This window comes from Aestuariivivens insulae (assembly GCF_022662195.1).
Classification (GTDB): Bacteria; Bacteroidota; Bacteroidia; order Flavobacteriales; family Flavobacteriaceae; genus Aestuariivivens; species Aestuariivivens insulae.
Genome location: NZ_JAKMCS010000023.1, coordinates 1 through 18885, shown reverse-complemented (window position 1 = coordinate 18885; position 18885 = coordinate 1). Strand labels below are relative to the sequence as shown.

The window sequence follows — 18885 nt, the reverse complement described above, 5'->3', positions numbered from 1 at the left end:
GTATTCAGTCACAATGCATATCCCCTAATAACTATTACCCAATAACCCAATAACTATTCCTACGATTTTGTACTTTTGTAAAACTACATTATAATCAAAGCTCTTATGAATACTATCCCTAGTGTTAATTTAAACGATTTTACTTCTGGTGACCCCGAAAGGAAGGAACAATTTGTAGACGCCATTGGCAAAGCATACCAAGAGATTGGTTTTGTAGCCCTAAAAGGCCATTTTTTAGATCATAAATTAGTCAATAACTTATACCAGGAAGTCAAAAACTTTTTTAATCTTCCCCTAGAAGTTAAACAAAAATATGAGATTCCTGATATTGGAGGCCAACGGGGCTATGTCTCTTTTGGAAAGGAAAGCGCTAAAGGTAAAAAAGAAGGTGACCTAAAGGAATTCTGGCATTTCGGACAGTATGTTGAAAACAACCCTACTCTGGAAAAAGAATACCCAGACAATGTGTTTGTTGAGGAATTACCTGCGTTTAATACCATAGGTAAGGAAGCTTATAAAATGTTGGAGAAAACAGCGAGATATGTTTTACGGGCCTTAGCTTTATATCTAGACTTAGAAGAAACCTATTTTGATTCATACATTTATAATGGCAACTCCATTTTAAGACCTATCCACTACCCGCCTATAACCCAAGAACCTAAGGAAGCGGTTCGTGCCGCGGCACATGGCGACATCAATTTAATTACCTTGTTAATGGGCGCTCAAGGCCGTGGACTTCAGGTTCAAAACCATAAAGGAGAATGGATAGATGCCATAGCACAACCCGATGAACTTATGATTAATGTTGGTGATATGTTATCCAGGCATACCAATAACAAATTAAAATCTACCATACACCGCGTGGTGAACCCTCCCAGGGAACTGTGGAGTACATCACGATACTCCATTCCGTTCTTTATGCATCCTATAAGCGATATGAAACTGAATGTTTTGGATAGTTGTATAGATGCGGATCATCCCAAGGCTTTTGACGATATTACTGCAGGTGAATTTTTAAATGAACGCCTAATAGAACTTGGCTTAATAAAAAAATAGTTTGAAATGGATTTACAAGATCAGCTAAAAAACTTATTTCCAGATCACGTTTCAGAAGAAACCCCAAACGAAACTCATGAAGATGATGGCTTGTGGCTACAAGACGACCCCATTATTTGTAAATATGAAAAACGAAAAGGCAAGCCCATAACCATTCTTGAAGGTTACACAGGAGCTACCGAAGATTTTAAAATGTTGGCCAAGGACATTAAAACCAAGTTGAGTGTTGGTGGTAGTTTTAAAGATGACAAAATTATTATTCAAGGTGATTACCGCGATAAGATTATGCAAATACTAAAAGACAAAGGCTTTAAGGTAAAGCGTGTTGGTGGGTGATTTTTAGTATTCAGTGTTCAGTATTCAGTGTTCAAAAAGCAGTGAGCAGTTTAGATTATAGATGCTGTAGAAAAGCTTGATTAAGAATGAAAAAAACATAGCTAAGCTGTTCCAAAAACTAATAACCCAATAACCTAATAACTTAGAAACCCAATCCATGTCCATTAAAAACTCCGAACTTATCCTAAACCCAGATGGTAGTATATATCATCTTAATTTAAAGCCAGAACATATTGCCGAAACCATCATTTTGGTTGGTGATCAAGATCGTGTGGAAAAAGTTAGTAAACATTTCGATTCTATTGAATTTACCACCCAAAAGAGGGAGTTTAAAACACATACGGGGTTTTATAAAGGTAAACGCTTATCGGTAGTCTCTACTGGAATAGGTCCGGACAATATCGATATTGTTCTAAACGAACTTGATGCCCTAGCTAATATCGATTTTGAGACTAGAACACCAAAAAGTAATCTTACCTCTCTTAATTTCATTAGGATAGGAACCTCTGGCACGCTCCAAAATGATATTCCGTTAGATGCCTTTGTACTTAGCACCCATGGGCTTGATTTAAACGGAATGCTACACAATTACCAACTGGACAACATCACTAGCCCAGATATAGAGCAAGCTTTTATTGAACATACCAAATGGCCAAGTTTTAAGAGCAAACCCTTAATTATTACATGTAGTCCTGTACTGGAAAAGCATTTTTCAAACCATCACATTTACCATGGTATGACGGTTACAGCCAGTGGCTTTTATGGCCCTCAAGGCAGAGTGCTAAGGCTGGCATTGCAAGACAATGAATTAAATTCTAAAATCGAGACTTTTAATTATCAGGACGTTCGTGCTACCAATCTGGAAATGGAAACCAGTGCTATTTATGGTTTGGCTAAGTTAATGGGACACCATGCCCTATCCCTAAATGCCATCATATCCAATAGATCGCATGGTTCGTTTAGTAAAAACCCCGGGCAAACTATTGAAAACCTTATTTTATATACTTTGGATAAGCTTACAGAAGCATGATTTAATAACTGAAAAACGGGTCGCCGAATAAGCTGTAGGTGACCTCGTTTTTATTTTAATATTCCAAAATATTTACTCTTGGACAGGGCTTAATAGGGCTTGAGTGCAATTAGAGTGCAATTAGAGTGCGCTTAGATAGGGAGGAGCTACAGACTAGAACCTCTTTTGTAGCTAACCCTACTTTCATTTTTCTATAATTTAAAACCCTAGTTATTAATTTTTGAACAACCATTTTCACAAGTGTCTGTTTCCCAAGTTCTTTTAAACCAATTAATTGTACGGTTAAACTAAAATTCTGCGCCTAGATTTATTTTTTCTATAAATTTAAATATCTCTTAAACTTAATCTTTATGAAAAAAATTACTTTAATTGTTTTACTGTTTACATTTTCATGTTATCAAGCTATTTCACAAGCAGCTAACGATGATTGTAGTAGCGCTATTGATCTAACGAGTAATATAGGCGTTAACTGCTCTAACAACATTTACACTTATGATGGTACAGAGAATGATGAAAACGTATTTGCTGATCCTGACTGTGCAGTCAATAGCTCTATCAAAGATCGTTGGTACAAATTTCAAATGCCCGCTAATGGTCAAGCTGTAAAAATTGTTACTTCAAGCACTAGTTCATCGGCTTACTATGATCCTGCGCTAGAAATTTTTGCTGTAACCAATAGTTCCGACGCTTGTAATAGTCTAGTTTCCATTGGATGTGATAACGACGGAAACCCCGATAAAGCTTCTAGCGATTTTTTTCCTCAAATTACAGTAACAGAATCAGCTGGCACATTGATTTATGTTAGATTTTGGTATGAATCTTCTGCTGAGTATGGTGATTTTAACATGTGTTTATTTGAAGTAGACCATCCTTTAGTCGCTACTAATGATGATTGTTCTTCTGCTGAAATATTACCTTTAACAAATGATTGCTCTTCCCCTGTTTTAAAAACATTTAACCAAGCAACACCCTCTTCTGATCCAATAAACTGTCAAAATACATCAAATGAAGGAGGTGATGTATGGTTTGAAATACAAGTAGACAATGATCAACCCTATGACATAACCATTGAAACATCTGAAGATAATGGATCTAATGTTTTTGATACTGCCATCTCCATTTATTCGGGTACATGTGGTGCATTAACAGAGATTGAATGTGATAAAGATAGTGGTACTGACTTGTTTTCTAAAATTAACCTTCTAACACAACAAGGGGTAACATTATATGTTCGCGTATTTCCAGAGCAAATAGGACAAAACGAAACCTTTTACATTTGCGCCACAAAAACGGCAACACTGGGAGTAAATGATAAGATTCTTAATGACTTTGCCATGTATCCCAACCCAGCTAAAGATATTGTCAATCTAAAGTTCAACAAAATATCTAACAATAACATAGCTGTAAATATCTATGACATTCAAGGTAAACTTATTAAGTATGTTTCCAAAACATTACGCAATCAAAGTGTCCAATTGGATATCTCCAATTTAAACACTGGCATGTACTTTTTAAAAGTGCATGATGGTACTAACGAATCAACTAAAAAACTGATCGTAAAATAACCAAATGCTAACGACCAACTTAATACAAAAAGACTTCTAAAAATTAATTAGAAGCCTTTTTCATACTATTAAGCATGAGTGTTAATATTTAACCATGCGCTTAAAATAGTGTTTATTATCCATTGCTCTTATCTTTAGTAGGTATACGCCTTGTTCAAAAGCTTCCAAACCATTAAGCGCTATACTCCCCTTAACACATATTTTTTCTTGATCGACTATAAGCCTTCCCCTAAGATCGAATAAAGTAATGGCAAATAATTCATCATTAAAACTAGAAGGTAACTGAATTTCAATAGTGGCATTAAACGGATTGGGTTTCACCCAAATATCTTTTAGGGTTAGATCATCAACCCTTAACCCTTCACAAGCATCACCGACACCATCATTATCGGCATCAGCTTGGTTGGTATTATTTACAGTGGGACAATTATCAATACAATCGGCTACTCCATCCCCATCGGTATCAACAAAACCCTCATCGGTCTCACCATCACAATTATCATCTATTCCATTACATAGTTCCGAGGCATCTGGGTTTATCATTATATCACTATCATCGCAGTCCAAATTATTGGTCACCTTACTGGAAACCGCCCCACAGGAACTCTCCGGTATATCCGTAGCGTCCCCGTAACCATCGCCGTCGGCATCGGTATAATAGTCCTCGAACACCAGACCATCGTCCACGCCGTTGGTACAGTCGTTGTCCTTGTTATCACACAGTTCGGGCGCATTGGGATAGACGGTGTCGTCCGTGTCGTCACAGTCCCCTTCACATTCTGAATAATTATCTCCATCATTATCGATCTCACCACTTGGCACTACCCCATCACAGTCGTTATCCAGTCCATCACAGAGTTCGGGGGCATTAGGATAGATCGCCGATTTGGTATCGTCGCAGTCTCCTTCGTTTTCCGTAAAGCCATCGCCATCATCGTCTATATCCGCTGAACTGTCTAAGGTGGCCAGGTTGCAATCGTCGTCCTTCCCGTTGTCCAATATCTCGACCTGCCCTGGGTTCACATCAGCATCCATATCGTCACAGTCCGTATTGTCATTGGACTCTCCCGTATCGGGCGTGGTCGTAGTGGAAGAGACCGTCGTGGTTGAGCCATAGCCATCACCGTCGGCATCAACGTACCTTAAGTAACTGCCGTCGCAGTCCTCGTCTATATCATTGCCCGCTATTTCCATGGCCCCTGGGTTGATGTTTACGTTGGTGTCATCGCAATCCAGTTTATTGGTCACCTTACCCGAAACAGCACTACATGAACTCTCCGGTGCATCCGTAGCGTCCCCGTAACCATCGCCGTCGGCATCGGTATAATAGTCCTCGAACACCAGGCCATCGTCCACGCCATTGGCACAGTCGTTGTCCTTGTTGTCACATAGTTCGGGCGCATTGGGATAGACGGTATCGTCTGTGTCGTCACAGTCCCCTTCACATTCTGAATAATTATCTCCATCATTATCGATCTCACCACTTGGCACTACCCCATCACAGTCGTTATCCAGTCCATCGCAGAGTTCGGGGGCATTAGGATAGATCGCCGATTTGGTATCATCACAGTCACCTTCGTTTTCCGTAAAGCCATCGCCATCATCATCAATATCAGCAGAGCTATCCAAGGTGGCCAGGTTGCAATCGTCGTCCTTACCGTTGTCCAATATCTCAACCTGCCCTGGGTTCACATCTGCATCCATATCGTCACAGTCCGTATTGTCATTGGACTCTCCGGTATCAGGCGTGGCCATATTGGAAAAGACCGTCGTGGTGGAGCCATAGCCATCGGCATCGGCATCAACGTACCTGAGGTAATTACCATCGCAATCCTCGTCTATATCGTTCCCCGCTACTTCCGTGGCCCCCGGGTTGATATTTACATTAGTATCATCACAGTCCAAATTATTGGTCACCTTACCCGAAACGGCACTACAGGAACTCTCCGGTGCATCCGTAGCGTCCCCGTAACCATCGCCGTCGGCATCGGCATAATAGTCCTCGAACACCAGGCCATCGTCCACGCCGTTGGCACAGTCGTTGTCCTTGTTGTCACATAGTTCGGGCGCATTGGGATAGACGGTGTCGTCCGTATCGTCACAGTCCCCTTCACATTCTGAATAATTATCTCCATCATTATCGATCTCACCACTTGGCACTACCCCATCACAGTCGTTATCCAGTCCATCGCAGAGTTCGGGGGCATTAGGATAGATCGCCGCTTTGGTATCGTCGCAGTCACCTTCGTTCTCCGTAAAGCCATCGCCATCATCATCAATATCAGCAGAACTATCCAAGGTGGCCAGGTTGCAATCGTCGTCCTTCCCGTTGTCCAATATCTCGACCTGCCCTGGGTTCACATCTGCATCCATATCGTCACAGTCCGTATTGTCATTGGACTCTCCCGCACTGGGCGTGGCCGCAGAGGAAGAAACCGTTGTGGTGCTGCCATAGCCATCGCCGTCGGCATCAACGTACCTGAGGTAACTGCCGTCGCAGTCCTCGTCTATATCGTTGCCCGCTACTTCCGTGGCCCCGGGGTTAATATTGGCGTTTCCGTCATCGCAGTCCGAACTGATATTGGATTCTCCCGTATCGGGTGTGGCCGTAGAGGAAGAGACCGTCGTGGTTGAGCCATAGCCATCGCCATCGTTATCAACATACCTTAAGTAACTACCATCGCAGTCCTCGTCTATATCATTGCCCGCTACTTCCGTGGCTCCCGGGTTGATGTTTACGTTGGTGTCATCACAGTCTGTGCTGTCATTAGATTCTCCCGTATCTGGTGTGGCCGTAGAGGAAGAGACCGTTGTGGTGGAGCCATAGCCATCTCCATCGTTATCAACGTACCTGAGGTAACTGCCATCGCAGTCCTCGTCTATATCGTTCCCCGCTACTTCCGTGGCTCCTGGGTTGATGTTTACGTTAGTGTCATCACAGTCCGTGCTGTCATTGGATTCTCCCGTATCTGGTGTGGCCGTATTGGAAGAGACCGTTGTGGTGGAGCCATAGCCATCTCCATCGTTATCAACGTACCTGAGGTAACTGCCGTCGCAGTCCTCGTCTATATCATTGCCCGCTACTTCCGTGGCTCCTGGGTTGATGTTTACATTAGTGTCATCACAGTCCGTACTGTCATTGGACTCTCCCGTATTTGGTGTGGCGGTAGAGGAAGAGACCGTTGTGGTGGAGCCATAGCCATCACCATCGGCATCAACGTACCTGAGGTAACTGCCGTCGCAATCCTCGTCTATATCGTTGCCCGCTACTTCCATGGCCCCGGGGTTAATATTGGCATTTCCGTCATCGCAGTCCGAACTGTCATTGGATTCTCCCGTATCTGGTGTGGCCGTAGAGGAAGAGACCGTTGTGGTGGAGCCATAGCCATCGCCGTCGGTATCAACGTACCTGAGGTAACTGCCATCGCAGTCCTCGTCTATATCGTTCCCCGCTACTTCCGTGGCTCCTGGGTTGATGTTTACGTTGGTGTCATCACAGTCCGTGCTGTCATTGGATTCTCCCGTATCTGGTGTGGCCGTAGAGGAAGAGACCGTTGTGGTGGAGCCATAGCCATCGCCATCGGCATCAACGTACCTGAGGTAACTGCCGTCGCAGTCCTCGTCAATATCGTTGCCCGCTACTTCCGTGGCCCCTGGATTGATATTGGCATTTCCGTCATCACAGTCCGTATTGTCATTGGATTCTCCCGTATCTGGTGTGTCCGTAGAGGAAGAGACCGTTGTGGTGGAGCCATAGCCATCTCCATCGTTATCAACGTACCTTAAGTAACTGCCATCGCAGTCCTCGTCTATATCGTTCCCCGCTACTTCCGTGGCTCCTGGATTAATGTTTACGTTAGTGTCATCGCAGTCTGTGCTTTCATTGGATTCTCCCGTATCTGGTGTGTCCGTAGAGGAAGAGACCGTTGTGGTGGAGCCATAGCCATCTCCATCGTTATCAACGTACCTTAAGTAACTGCCATCGCAGTCCTCGTCTATATCGTTCCCCGCTACTTCCGTGGCTCCTGGATTAATGTTTACGTTAGTGTCATCGCAGTCTGTGCTTTCATTGGATTCTCCCGTATCTGGTGTGTCCGTAGAGGAAGAGACCGTTGTGGTGGAGCCATAGCCATCTCCATCGTTATCAACGTACCTTAAGTAACTGCCGTCGCAATCCTCGTCTATATCATTGCCCGCTACTTCCGTGGCTCCTGGATTAATGTTTAAGTTAGTGTCATCGCAGTCTGTGCTGTCATTGGATTCTCCCGTATCTGGCGTGGCCGTAGAGGAAGAGACCGTTGTGGTGGAGCCATAGCCATCGCCGTCGGCATCAACGTACCTGAGGTAACTGCCGTCGCAATCCTCGTCTATATCGTTGCCCGCTACTTCCTTGGCTCCGGGGTTAATATTGGCATTTCCGTCATCGCAGTCCGAACTGATATTGGATTCTCCCGTATCTGGTGTGGCCGTAGAGGAAGAGACCGTCGTGGTGGAGCCATAGCCATCGCCATCGTTATCAACGTACCTTAAGTAACTGCCGTCGCAGTCCTCGTCTATATCGTTCCCCGCTACTTCCGTGGCTCCTGGATTAATGTTTACGTTGGTGTCATCACAGTCCGTGCCGTCATTGGATTCTCCCGTATCGGGTGTGGCCATAGAGGAAGAGACCGTTGTGGTGGAGCCATAGCCATCACCATCGGCATCAACGTAACGAAGGTAACTGCCGTCGCAATCCTCGTCTATATCATTGCCCGCTACTTCCGTGGCCCCGGGGTTAATATTGGCATTACCATCATCACAGTCCAAATTATTGGTCACCTTTCCAGAAACGACACTACATGAACTCTCCGGTGCATCCGTAGCGTCCCCATAACCATCGCCGTCGGCATCGGTATAATAGTCCTCGAACACCAGGCCATCGTCCACGCCATTGGCACAATCGTTATCCTTATTGTCACACAGTTCGGGCGCATTGGGATAGACAGTGTCGTCTGTGTCGTCACAGTCTCCTTCACATTCTGAATAACTATCCCCATCATTATCGATTTCATCACTTGGCACTACCCCATCACAGTCGTTATCCAGCCCATCGCAGAGTTCGGGGGCTCCCGGATATACCATAGACTCGGTATCATCACAATCTACTTCGTCACTATAACCGTCCATATCGCCATCTGTAGTTACGGCTGTTGACCACAGTTTCAATGTAAAATTTGGATTGGAAGCTGAAAACCCCTGTGAGTACACCCTAAAATAATAGGTAGTTCCTATTACAAAACCACTATAGGTCATTTCTTCTGTAGTTGGTGCAAGCCCGCCATTGGCATCGCTGCAATCCAGTAGGGTTAATGCATTGCAATCGCCAGAGAACAGGCTCAAGCGACCATTGAACATGGGCTCTAAAGTAATTGTTACCTCTGTGGCTTGGGCCAAAAATGAATACCATACATCGTCTCGTGCATTGGCACTATTGGTATCACAGATTTCGGCATCCTGGTTGGTTCCCGCTCCTCCTAAAACAGATCCAACAATTCCAGTGGCTGAAGCTGCATCTGCCTTACCTGTTTCTTGGATGACCGATATAGCCCCACTGCAATAATCGTTAGTAGGAGGATCGCTTGATAGGGTTGTAATGGTTCCTGTTACTAACCAAACACTGTAATCACCAGACCCGCAATTGGAACGAATCGCAACTTGATAAGCTGTACTAGTCGTAAGCGCATTTTCTCCAGATGACGCAGTTGTTGCGCCTCCCGTTGAACCATTTACAATATGGTTACCTGTGCCAGGAGTAAATCCCGAAAGGCCAATTTCCCAATCATAATCTAAAGGTATGGGACCCGAGCTTGGAGCATCCCAATGAAAGTCCAATTGTTTATTCGATAAATAATCTACCTTTGGATTTTCAGGCTTATAACAGGTAGGCACTTTCAGTAAATTAACCGTATGGGTATTACTGTCGCTATCACAACTATTGCTCAAATGTATTATCACCCGAATTTCACCCGTTGGGATATCGCTTGATTGGAAGGTATAGTTTAATGGGGAATCTCCTTCTACCAAAACCGTGCTTCCATCATCATTCCTTATGGTTATATAGTCAGTACTACCAAGGTAATTGGAGGTAAAGGTATACTCTGCTGGAAGTATGTTGGTTACTGTTATATATTCCCCTGCGTATATGGTACTGGTTATTTGCTCTGTATCTCCCGTGTTCTGAGCTTCAAAGCTACCTATATTGGTATTACTATCACAATTTTGAGCATGGGACCATAGCGAAACTAATACAAGACCAATGAATGCAATTTTATTCATGCCATCCTTTTTGAATTCATAAAACTATTGCTATTTCTCGGGAGAGCTATAGTATTGAAAATTCAACAAGGTTAGGCTAATTCCATAAATGACGAGAGGCTATCTTAAATTTATTTATTATTTATTACAACATCATATAAAACAGACAAAGCGCATAAAACATCGACAAAAAGAAATAAAAAACTAGATACTTATTATTTTATTGTTTTGAAAATCATATAAATAGTATGGAAATGCATTTTATAATTTATCATTAAAAATCTAACCTTTTATAGCTTAATCACCTGCTTCACAACAACCCCTATATGGTTGTAAATTTTTAGTAAATAAATCCCGTTTTGTAGTTGCGAAAGCGAATCAATGGCAAGGGTAGCGTTTTGACTGGTTTGATAATCGCTGTAAATCACCCTGCCATTTAAATCGAAGAGTGCTATCCCAATTTTTATATTTTCATAATTCTGTGGCAAATGCACCCTTATATTGGAATCGAAAGGGTTTGGTTCAACCCGCACATCTTTTAAGTATAAATCTTCCACCGATAAGCCTTCACAGGCATCCCCTATACCATTATCATCCGCATCTTCTTGCCCTGGATTGCTATGGTTTGGACAATTGTCGACACAATCTGCCACACCATCATTGTCGGAATCGGTAAATCCTTCGTCCACTTCTCCATCACAGTCGTTATCCATTCCATCACAAATTTCCGTGGCTCCAGGAAAGCTATTAGGCTCCATATCATTACAATCGGTATCATTCGAGACATAACCAGTTGGTTGCGAACATGCTTGAACAGCATTATTCGCATCTCCAAAACTATCGGAATCGTTATCACGATAATAAGTGTTCTGCCCTGTTATACCATTGTCATCATCATCGACCAACCCATCACAATCATTATCAATACCATCACATATTTCTGTATTCCCTGGGTACGAGTCTGATTCGTCGTCATTGCAATCGGTACCATCTACTACATATCCCATAGGTGCCGAGCATGCTTGAATAGCATTGCTTGCATCTCCAAACCCATCCAAATCGTTATCACGATAATAAGTGTTCAGCCCCGTTATGCTATCGTCATCATCATCCATCAATCCATCACAATCGTTATCAATACCATCACATATTTCTGTATTCCCTGGATATGAATCTGGTTCGTTATCATTACAATCGGTTACCGGTAAAACATCTGTAGTATATCCGATACCCGGACTATTGCACTGAACTACTGTAGATATAGCATAATTGTCGCTATCGGCATCCAAATACCATACTGTCTCTGGGTTTAAATTAGCATTTGAATCATCACAGTCCCCTCCGTTTGTTGCATAGCCATCTCCATCTTCATCGGTTATAGATTGTGAAGACCATAACTTGAATTCAAAATTAGGATTAGGAGTAGAAAACCCTTGGTAATAGATCCTAAAGTAATAGGTATCCCCAACAGTTAGGTTGCTATAGTAAATAGATTCGTCCCTAGGCACCAATCCCCCATTAGCATCACTACAGGCAATATCTACCAAGGTATTACAATCACCAGAAAACAAGGTTAAAATCCCATTAAAGTCCGGTATTAATTCGATATTTATATCACTGGTTTGGGCAATAAAACTATACCACACATCATCCCTGGCGTTATCCACAGTATTGCCATCACAGTTTTCTCCAGAAAAATTGGTTTCTGCTCCGCCATATACCGATCCGTTAACTACCGTTGCCAAAGAAGTATCTGCTATGCCCGTTTCCTGAATTAGAATGGTCGCACCACTACAGAGATCGTTCTGTGGTGGATTGGCATCTTCTGGCAATGTTTTTAAAGATGGCGTTATATACCAAATGCTATAATCTCCCGATCCACAATCCGAACGTATAGCGACCTCATAATCTGTATTTGGATCTAAAACATCCCCAGAGCTTGCACTAGTCCCAGTTGTCGTCCCTTTTACTTCCTCTGCATTCGTTCCGGGCACAAAACTTGGCAACCCTATTTCCCATTCATAGCCTACTGGAGCCGATCCTGTACTTGGAGCATCCCATGTAAAATCCAATCGTTGATTGGACAAATAAGTCACCTTTAAATTTTCGGGTACAAAACAGGTTGGTAAGTTCGTTTCGTTCAATAACGTAATGGTATGGTTACCATTATCGGTATCGTCACAGGTACTATCCAAATGAATAATTAATTTAATACTATTATCTGGAATGTCCCCTGCTTGAAAAGTATAGTTTAAAGGCGATGTCCCTTCTGCAATAATAGTATCGTCTGAGGTCTTTCTAATGGTAATATAGTCATGGGTGCTCCCCAAATAAGAGGTAAATGTATAATTATTGGTAAATATATCTGTAATTGTAATGTACTCTCCAGGGACTATTGTATTTGTTATTTCCTCCTCATAACCAGAATTCCCTGCCATATAGGTTTCATGTAATATAATACTATTACAATTTTGTGACGATAAACTATTTACAAGGAATAACAGTAAAATAAAACAGTAGATATTTTTCATTTTAATGAGGGTTAAGTTATTACTACTAAATATATTACATAATTACCTGAAACTCTGGTATTGTAGATATAAGGCAAAAAAACTTGATAACCTGCTGTAAACTAAATTGAAAAGCTATTTTTAATTTGTCACAAGTTTTATCAGAGAAAGTGATAAAACCATTACACCCCAATTATTTGTTTACTTACAAAACACAATTTTAACATAAAAAATTGATTATCAACACTCTAAATGTTAATAAGTTTTGAGTTTTTAACATCCAAAGCTCAAAATAAAATTTACTTTTGCGCGAAATATGTTTTTTAAGTTGACATCTAAACAGCTGATTTCAACGTATTTAATGAAAAATTATTGGGGACTGATTAATAGCAATTATCAAATTACCATAGGTTTATTCTTATAGATTTCATAAAATAAACTGTATTTAGTCGATTAAAAGACTCAAAAATACGTTTAAGTGTATTTTTTGATACATTTATCTTCCCAAGCTTAACCTAAAATAGTCATGAAAAAATTATTACTAGTAGCCACAGGAATTCTATTGTCTTGTTTAACCTATGGACAATCGCCTTTTGGGCCCAAACAAAACATTACCACAAACACAGGAGCTTACCCTAGGGTAATTGAATCTGGAGACCTTAACAATGACGGATATGCGGATATTGTTATAGGCACCTACACGGGTAATACTGTTGAATGGTACAAGAACAATAAAAATGGGACTTTTTCTGCCCAAACACTTATTGCTTCCAATCTAACAAAAGTAACAGGAATTACCATTGCAGACTTAGACAACGATTCCTTCAATGATGTTATTGCCACTTCTAATTCCTTTGGAAAAGCGGTTTGGTTTAAAAACGACGGTAATGGCAATTTTAGTGGAGAAAAATTGATTGCTAGTGGATTATTGGAAGCTTTTTCTGTAAAAGCGGGAGATATTGATGGTAACAATACCATAGATGTTGTGGTCTCAGCCTATGCCTCAGACCTTGTAGCTTGGTATTCAAACAATGGATCGGGTAGTTTTGGAAGTGCCAACACGATAAGTAATATAGCCCTATCTGGGCCACGGGATTTTGACCTGGCCGATTACGACCATGATGGCGATCTGGATATTGTTATTGCATACGGAAAGCTGCATGCCGCCAGAATCTATAACAACAATTTGTCACAAACCAGCTCCCCAACCTTCACTGGTGAAACGAATTATATAGCTATCGGAAATTATTATATCAATGATATTTCGTTTGGTAATGTTGATAACAGTGGGTATTTGGATGTTATAAAGACCGATTTATATACATCTACAGCATGGTATAAAAAAGAATCTGATGGCACCTTTACCGAAACCATATTCTCTACGTCGAATACCTATCCCACAGCCGTTATGGTTTCCGATTTTAATGGCGATTCCCAAAATGATGTTGTGGTGGGCTATTCCAGTACATCCACCAGTGACGAAATCACATGGTACAAAAACGCCACCCCCTCTGGAGAGACCGTTGTAGATAATACACAAAATGACATCTCTGCTTTTACCGTTAATGACTTTGACAATGACGGTGATTTGGATATGGCCAGTATTGCTTCTGGTGAAAACCATTTGAATTGGTTTGAAAACCTAGCTGATGGTGCCGTTGGATGTTTAGCTGATTCTGATGGCGATGGTGTATGTGACCCTGATGATATATGTCCTGGGTTTGATGACAATATTGATCTTAATGGTAATGGTATTCCTGATGGGTGTGAAGACACTACCGAACCCTGCACCGTACAGACCACAAATTTCATGACCAGTACTTTAACCCATTCTGGTTCAGGATCAAAAAATATTAATAAAACGTTTCCTTTAAACAGCCAAGATGTCTCTTTTTCCATAAGTGGGCTTGACGAAAAAACTAAAGGAAAAGAAAGTACTAAATATATAGAAAAAATAACTGTTACTTATGTTGATGGTTCAGGTGCTACTATAACTGAAGGGACATACAGTGGTGCTAGTTTGAATGCTGTCAACATTAATATTACTGGATCGGTAGCATCTGTAAGTGTTAGTTTATTTGATGGTTATGATGGTAATTCAAATACAACGTTAAGTGTTAATTTAGGGACTATAACATTTTGTTCAAATACCATAGCTTGTCCAGATAGTGATGGTGATGGTGTTTGTGATGACAATGATCAATGCCCAGGATTTGATGATACCATTGATACTAATGGTAATGGCATTCCCGACGGATGTGAAACCCCATGCGAGGGACAAATACTGAGTTTTAATACTAATCCGCTTTCCCATTCTGGAACTGGGGCTTCCAACACTACTTTGAATTTGCCCAGCAATAGTCAAAATATTTCTTTTGAAATAAGTAATATTGGAGATAAACTAAAAGGTAAACCTAGTGGTAAGTACATCGAAAAAGTAGATGTAAACTATGTTAACACTTCTGGAAGTACAATTTTATATGGCTCTTATAGTGGTTCCAGTGTTAATTCCGTTTCTATTAACCTACCAGATGGGACTTTAAGCGTTACTGTAAAACTCTACGATGGCTTAAACGGAAATACCAGTGCCAAGATGGCTATTGATCTGAGTGCTGTAACCTATTGTACTACATCTACCCCTTCATCTAAAAGCGGATCAAATCAAAAAGTAGCAATAGCTCCGGAAGAAAATATTAACGGAACTTCTAATGAAGCATTTAAAATTTATCCTAATCCGGTATCCCAATACTTGTATATTAATGTGAATACCAGGTTCAATACAAATGCAGAAGCTTTACTTTATAGCCTCACAGGTCAATTGGTTTATAAAAGTCATTTGAATTTATCCACCTCAAATACAGCTAGCATCAATCTTGATGGAATTGCCAAAGGCTTCTATGTATTACAACTAGTTGATAACAGTGGACAGGCATTAAAAACGCAACGTATTGTAATCAAATAAGTTAAGCTATAAATTAATTTTAATTTGCCAATATAGGCCTAATTGAGTCTGAAACAATTAAAAAATGTATATTTTTTCCTTCGAATATCATAAAATATTATGTTTTTCATCGACTAAAGGCTTAAAAATCAGATAAAACGACTTTTTTATATTAAATTTACAATGAACTTAATGATGCATGTTATGAAGAAATTGATACTTAGTCTAACCAGCCTTTTATTTACCTGCTTTATTTTTAGCCAATCGCCTTTTGGAGCCAAGCAAAACATTAGTACAAACACAGGAGCATACCCCAGGGTAATTGATTCTGGTGACCTTAACAATGATGGATATGCGGATATTGTTATTGGAACCTATAGTGGTAATACTGTTGAATGGTACAAGAACAATAAAAATGGGACTTTCTCTTCCCAAACACTTATTGCTTCCAATCTAACTAAAGTAACTGGTATTACCATTGCAGATGTAGACAACGACTCTAAGAATGATGTTATTGCCACTTCTAATTCCTTTGGAAAAGCGGTTTGGTTTAAAAACGACGGTAATGGTAATTTTAGTGGCGAAAAATTGATTGCAAGTGGATTGTTAGAAGCCTTTTCTGTAAAAGTAGGCGATATTGATGGCAACAATACTATTGATGTTGTAGTCTCAGCCTATGCTTCAGACCTAGTGGCTTGGTATTCAAACGATGGATCCGGTAATTTTGGAAGTGCTAACACGATAAGTGATACAGCCCTATCTGGGCCACGAGACTTTGATCTGGCCGATTACGACCATGATGGTGACTTGGATATCGTTATTGCATACGGGAAGCTCCATGCTGCCAGGATCTATAACAACAATTTGTCACAAACCAGCTCCCCTACATTTACAATTGACCCTAACATTATTGCCAATGGGAATTATTATATTAATGATATTTCGTTTGCTGATGTTGACAATGCTGGAGATTTGGACATTATAAAATCCGATTTATATACAACCACGGCCTGGTACAAGAAAGAGTCCAATGGCTCCTTTACCGAAACCGTATTTTCTACGTCTAACATCTATCCAACGGCCGTCATGGTATCCGATTTTGATGACGATTCACAAAATGATGTGGTAGTGGGCTATTCAAGTACAGCTACAACCGACGAAACCACATGGTACAAAAACTCCAACCCTTCTAGTGAGACGGTTGTAGACAATACACAAAATGATATCACGGCCTTCACCGTTAATGATTTCGATAACGATGGTGATTTAGATATGGCCAGTATTTCTGGAACTGAGAACCATTTAAATTGGTTTGAAAACAATACCTATGCACCTTCCTTAAGTGTTAATGACCTTGAAATAAACAGCGTAAGCATATATCCAAATCCTACTTCAAATGTGTTGAACTTTAAAAACATTCAAAATAAAGAATATAAAGTCTCTGTTTATAATTTAATAGGCAAAAAAGTTCTAAGCTCTCAATTGATTAACAGTAGCAACAGTGCTTTAGATGTTTCTTTTCTAAATACCGGTATTTATGTGATCCATTTTGAAAACAGTAAAACATCACTAAAGTTTGTTAAACTTTAAACCATTACATTACGACATAACGAGAATAATGGATAAGGAATTTATGTCAGTTTGAGTGTGCCGACGTTTACTGTCGGTATGTATCGAAAACCTGTTTGCCGACAGGCAGGCAAATAAATTCCCCACTAAAAGTACTTCTCGATACTAAATTCTTCCAGATTTTCACTCGAAGAGACATTAAAGGACTCTTAATCATTATTCGCGCTAAATAATAATAAAAAGGGAGCAACTATTAAGTTGCTCCCTTTTGCTTTATAAAATTATTTTAAGTTAGGTTATTACTTTACTGTTCCGTTGAAGATACAATTTTCTTAACTAATGTACCTTCTTTGGTAGTCACTCGTACAAAGTACATTTGATCATCTGTATAAGATAAATCTATTTTTGTACTATCGTAAGTACCTTTAATATAGCTAGTGTTTTCAGCTTGTCTAATTAATGCGCCTTTTATATCATACACATTAATTGTCACATCAGTATCATATTCAAACTTATAACCTATATTAACTTCATTTTCGAATGGTACTGGATAAGCTGTAAAGCTAACTTTTTTATCTTCAATTTTGCCCCATCCACCAGTATCGACTTCACAATCTGGATATACAAATGATTCACTAGGTGGTGCAAATTCTCCGCCTTCCATTGGTGACGCAGGAAGATAAAGTCCCGGTGGAATATCTGTTGCACAAACTACAGCATGTGCAATGAAATAGAAATCACCAGAAGCCGAAATTGGAGGTGTGCTAAAGGTTGTTTGTACATAACCTAAATCCCCTGCATTAAAGCTATATTGTCCCGGAGCTACTGTATATTCCCCATTATTGGTTTTTGGATATGGATCACAACCAACATATACATGGGCTTCAGACAACACATAACCTTGTGCCATTTCATAGGTCACCGTTACCATGCCATTATTTTCATAATTTAATGTAACTGTACCTGCATAGGCTCCCTTACTTATATCACAACGTCCTGCTCCTGCATATAAATCGAATTCATGCTCTCCAAATTCGGTGATTTTATTCACCCAACCCCAACGTTTAAAGCCATCGTTACGGAAACAACTGCTTACGCCTTCTGGGCCATCATTTACATAAACCAAATCGTTTTCAATATATGTATCTACACCAAATGCTGTTTCACATTCTGGTACACAATTATATAAGTTAGCTGTTACCATACAGGTTGTTTCGCAATCATTGGCATCGGTTACAGTAGCAGTGAATACTTCCCCAATTACCGCACCATGAGCCATGGTACTTGTCGCTGTATCATCGTCATAGGTCGCCGAACCTGTACTGGTCCATTTAATGCTATAAGGTGGTGTTCCTCCTGCAGGCACTACTGTTAAGGAAATTGGTAATCCTTCACACATTAGCTCTCCTGTTGAAGCTTCACAGGTTAACAATGATGGTTCACCTACCGTCTCTGATCCTGACATCTCACAATTATTGGCATCACGTACCGTCCAGTTATAGGTACCGGCCATTAGGTTATTGTATACCGCTGGTGAGGTCTGTGCTGCAAAACCACCGCCGTCGAAGTTCACCTCGTATGGTG

General features: G+C 40.6%; 9 protein-coding genes. 6 read left to right on the top strand and 3 right to left on the bottom strand.

Going from position 1 to position 18885, the window contains the following annotated elements:
- The first annotated feature begins 105 nt into the window (after window positions 1-105).
- From MR062_RS17130 to MR062_RS17115, 4 genes are all read left to right on the top strand, one after another.
- Window positions 106-1056, top strand: coding sequence for an isopenicillin N synthase family dioxygenase (locus MR062_RS17130; RefSeq protein WP_242206573.1), 951 nt, complete (start codon window positions 106-108; stop codon window positions 1054-1056).
- A gap of 6 nt (window positions 1057-1062) precedes the next feature.
- Window positions 1063-1392, top strand: coding sequence for a translation initiation factor (locus MR062_RS17125; protein ID WP_242206568.1), 330 nt, complete (start codon window positions 1063-1065; stop codon window positions 1390-1392).
- Window positions 1393-1549: 157 nt separating this feature from the next.
- Entirely contained in the window at window positions 1550-2422 is an 873-nt protein-coding gene (locus MR062_RS17120; protein WP_242206565.1) for a nucleoside phosphorylase, read from the top strand.
- Between the two features lie 350 nt (window positions 2423-2772).
- Complete coding sequence (locus MR062_RS17115) at window positions 2773-3987, top strand: T9SS type A sorting domain-containing protein (protein ID WP_242206564.1); 1215 nt, start codon at window positions 2773-2775, stop codon at window positions 3985-3987.
- Window positions 3988-4068: 81 nt separating this feature from the next.
- Here MR062_RS17115 and MR062_RS17110 read toward each other — a convergent pair whose 3' ends face one another.
- Window positions 4069-10302, bottom strand: coding sequence for a MopE-related protein (locus tag MR062_RS17110; RefSeq protein WP_242206561.1), 6234 nt, complete (start codon window positions 10300-10302; stop codon window positions 4069-4071).
- Window positions 10303-10571: 269 nt separating this feature from the next.
- Complete coding sequence (locus MR062_RS17105; protein ID WP_242206559.1) at window positions 10572-12812, bottom strand: MopE-related protein; 2241 nt, start codon at window positions 12810-12812, stop codon at window positions 10572-10574.
- A 505-nt stretch (window positions 12813-13317) separates the two neighbouring features.
- On the opposite strand from MR062_RS17105, the gene MR062_RS17100 reads away from it, so the two are divergent.
- Together MR062_RS17100 and MR062_RS17095 are read left to right on the top strand one after the other, a co-directional pair.
- Entirely contained in the window at window positions 13318-15753 is a 2436-nt protein-coding gene (locus MR062_RS17100; protein ID WP_242206543.1) for an FG-GAP-like repeat-containing protein, read from the top strand.
- Between the two features lie 183 nt (window positions 15754-15936).
- Window positions 15937-17322 carry a T9SS type A sorting domain-containing protein gene (locus MR062_RS17095; RefSeq protein WP_242206541.1) on the top strand — a complete coding sequence of 462 codons (1386 nt, stop codon included), beginning with the start codon at window positions 15937-15939 and terminating at the stop codon, window positions 17320-17322.
- 283 nt (window positions 17323-17605) lie between these two features.
- On the opposite strand, the gene MR062_RS17090 is transcribed toward MR062_RS17095, so the two are convergent.
- Window positions 17606-18885 (bottom strand): T9SS type A sorting domain-containing protein (locus tag MR062_RS17090; RefSeq protein WP_242206540.1); only part of this gene is annotated, 1280 nt, incomplete at its 5' end.

Excerpts from the sequence above, each read along its gene's own strand:
- MR062_RS17120 (WP_242206565.1), top strand. The coding sequence starts at position 1,550 with ATGTCCATTAAAAACTCCGAACTTATCCTAAACCCAGATGGTAGTATA.
- MR062_RS17110 (WP_242206561.1), bottom strand. The coding sequence starts at position 10,302 with ATGAATAAAATTGCATTCATTGGTCTTGTATTAGTTTCGCTATGGTCC.
- MR062_RS17125 (WP_242206568.1), top strand. The coding sequence starts at position 1,063 with ATGGATTTACAAGATCAGCTAAAAAACTTATTTCCAGATCACGTTTCA.
- MR062_RS17105 (WP_242206559.1), bottom strand. The coding sequence starts at position 12,812 with ATGAAAAATATCTACTGTTTTATTTTACTGTTATTCCTTGTAAATAGT.
- MR062_RS17115 (WP_242206564.1), top strand. The coding sequence starts at position 2,773 with ATGAAAAAAATTACTTTAATTGTTTTACTGTTTACATTTTCATGTTAT.
- MR062_RS17100 (WP_242206543.1), top strand. The coding sequence starts at position 13,318 with ATGAAAAAATTATTACTAGTAGCCACAGGAATTCTATTGTCTTGTTTA.
- MR062_RS17130 (WP_242206573.1), top strand. The coding sequence starts at position 106 with ATGAATACTATCCCTAGTGTTAATTTAAACGATTTTACTTCTGGTGAC.
- MR062_RS17095 (WP_242206541.1), top strand. The coding sequence starts at position 15,937 with ATGAAGAAATTGATACTTAGTCTAACCAGCCTTTTATTTACCTGCTTT.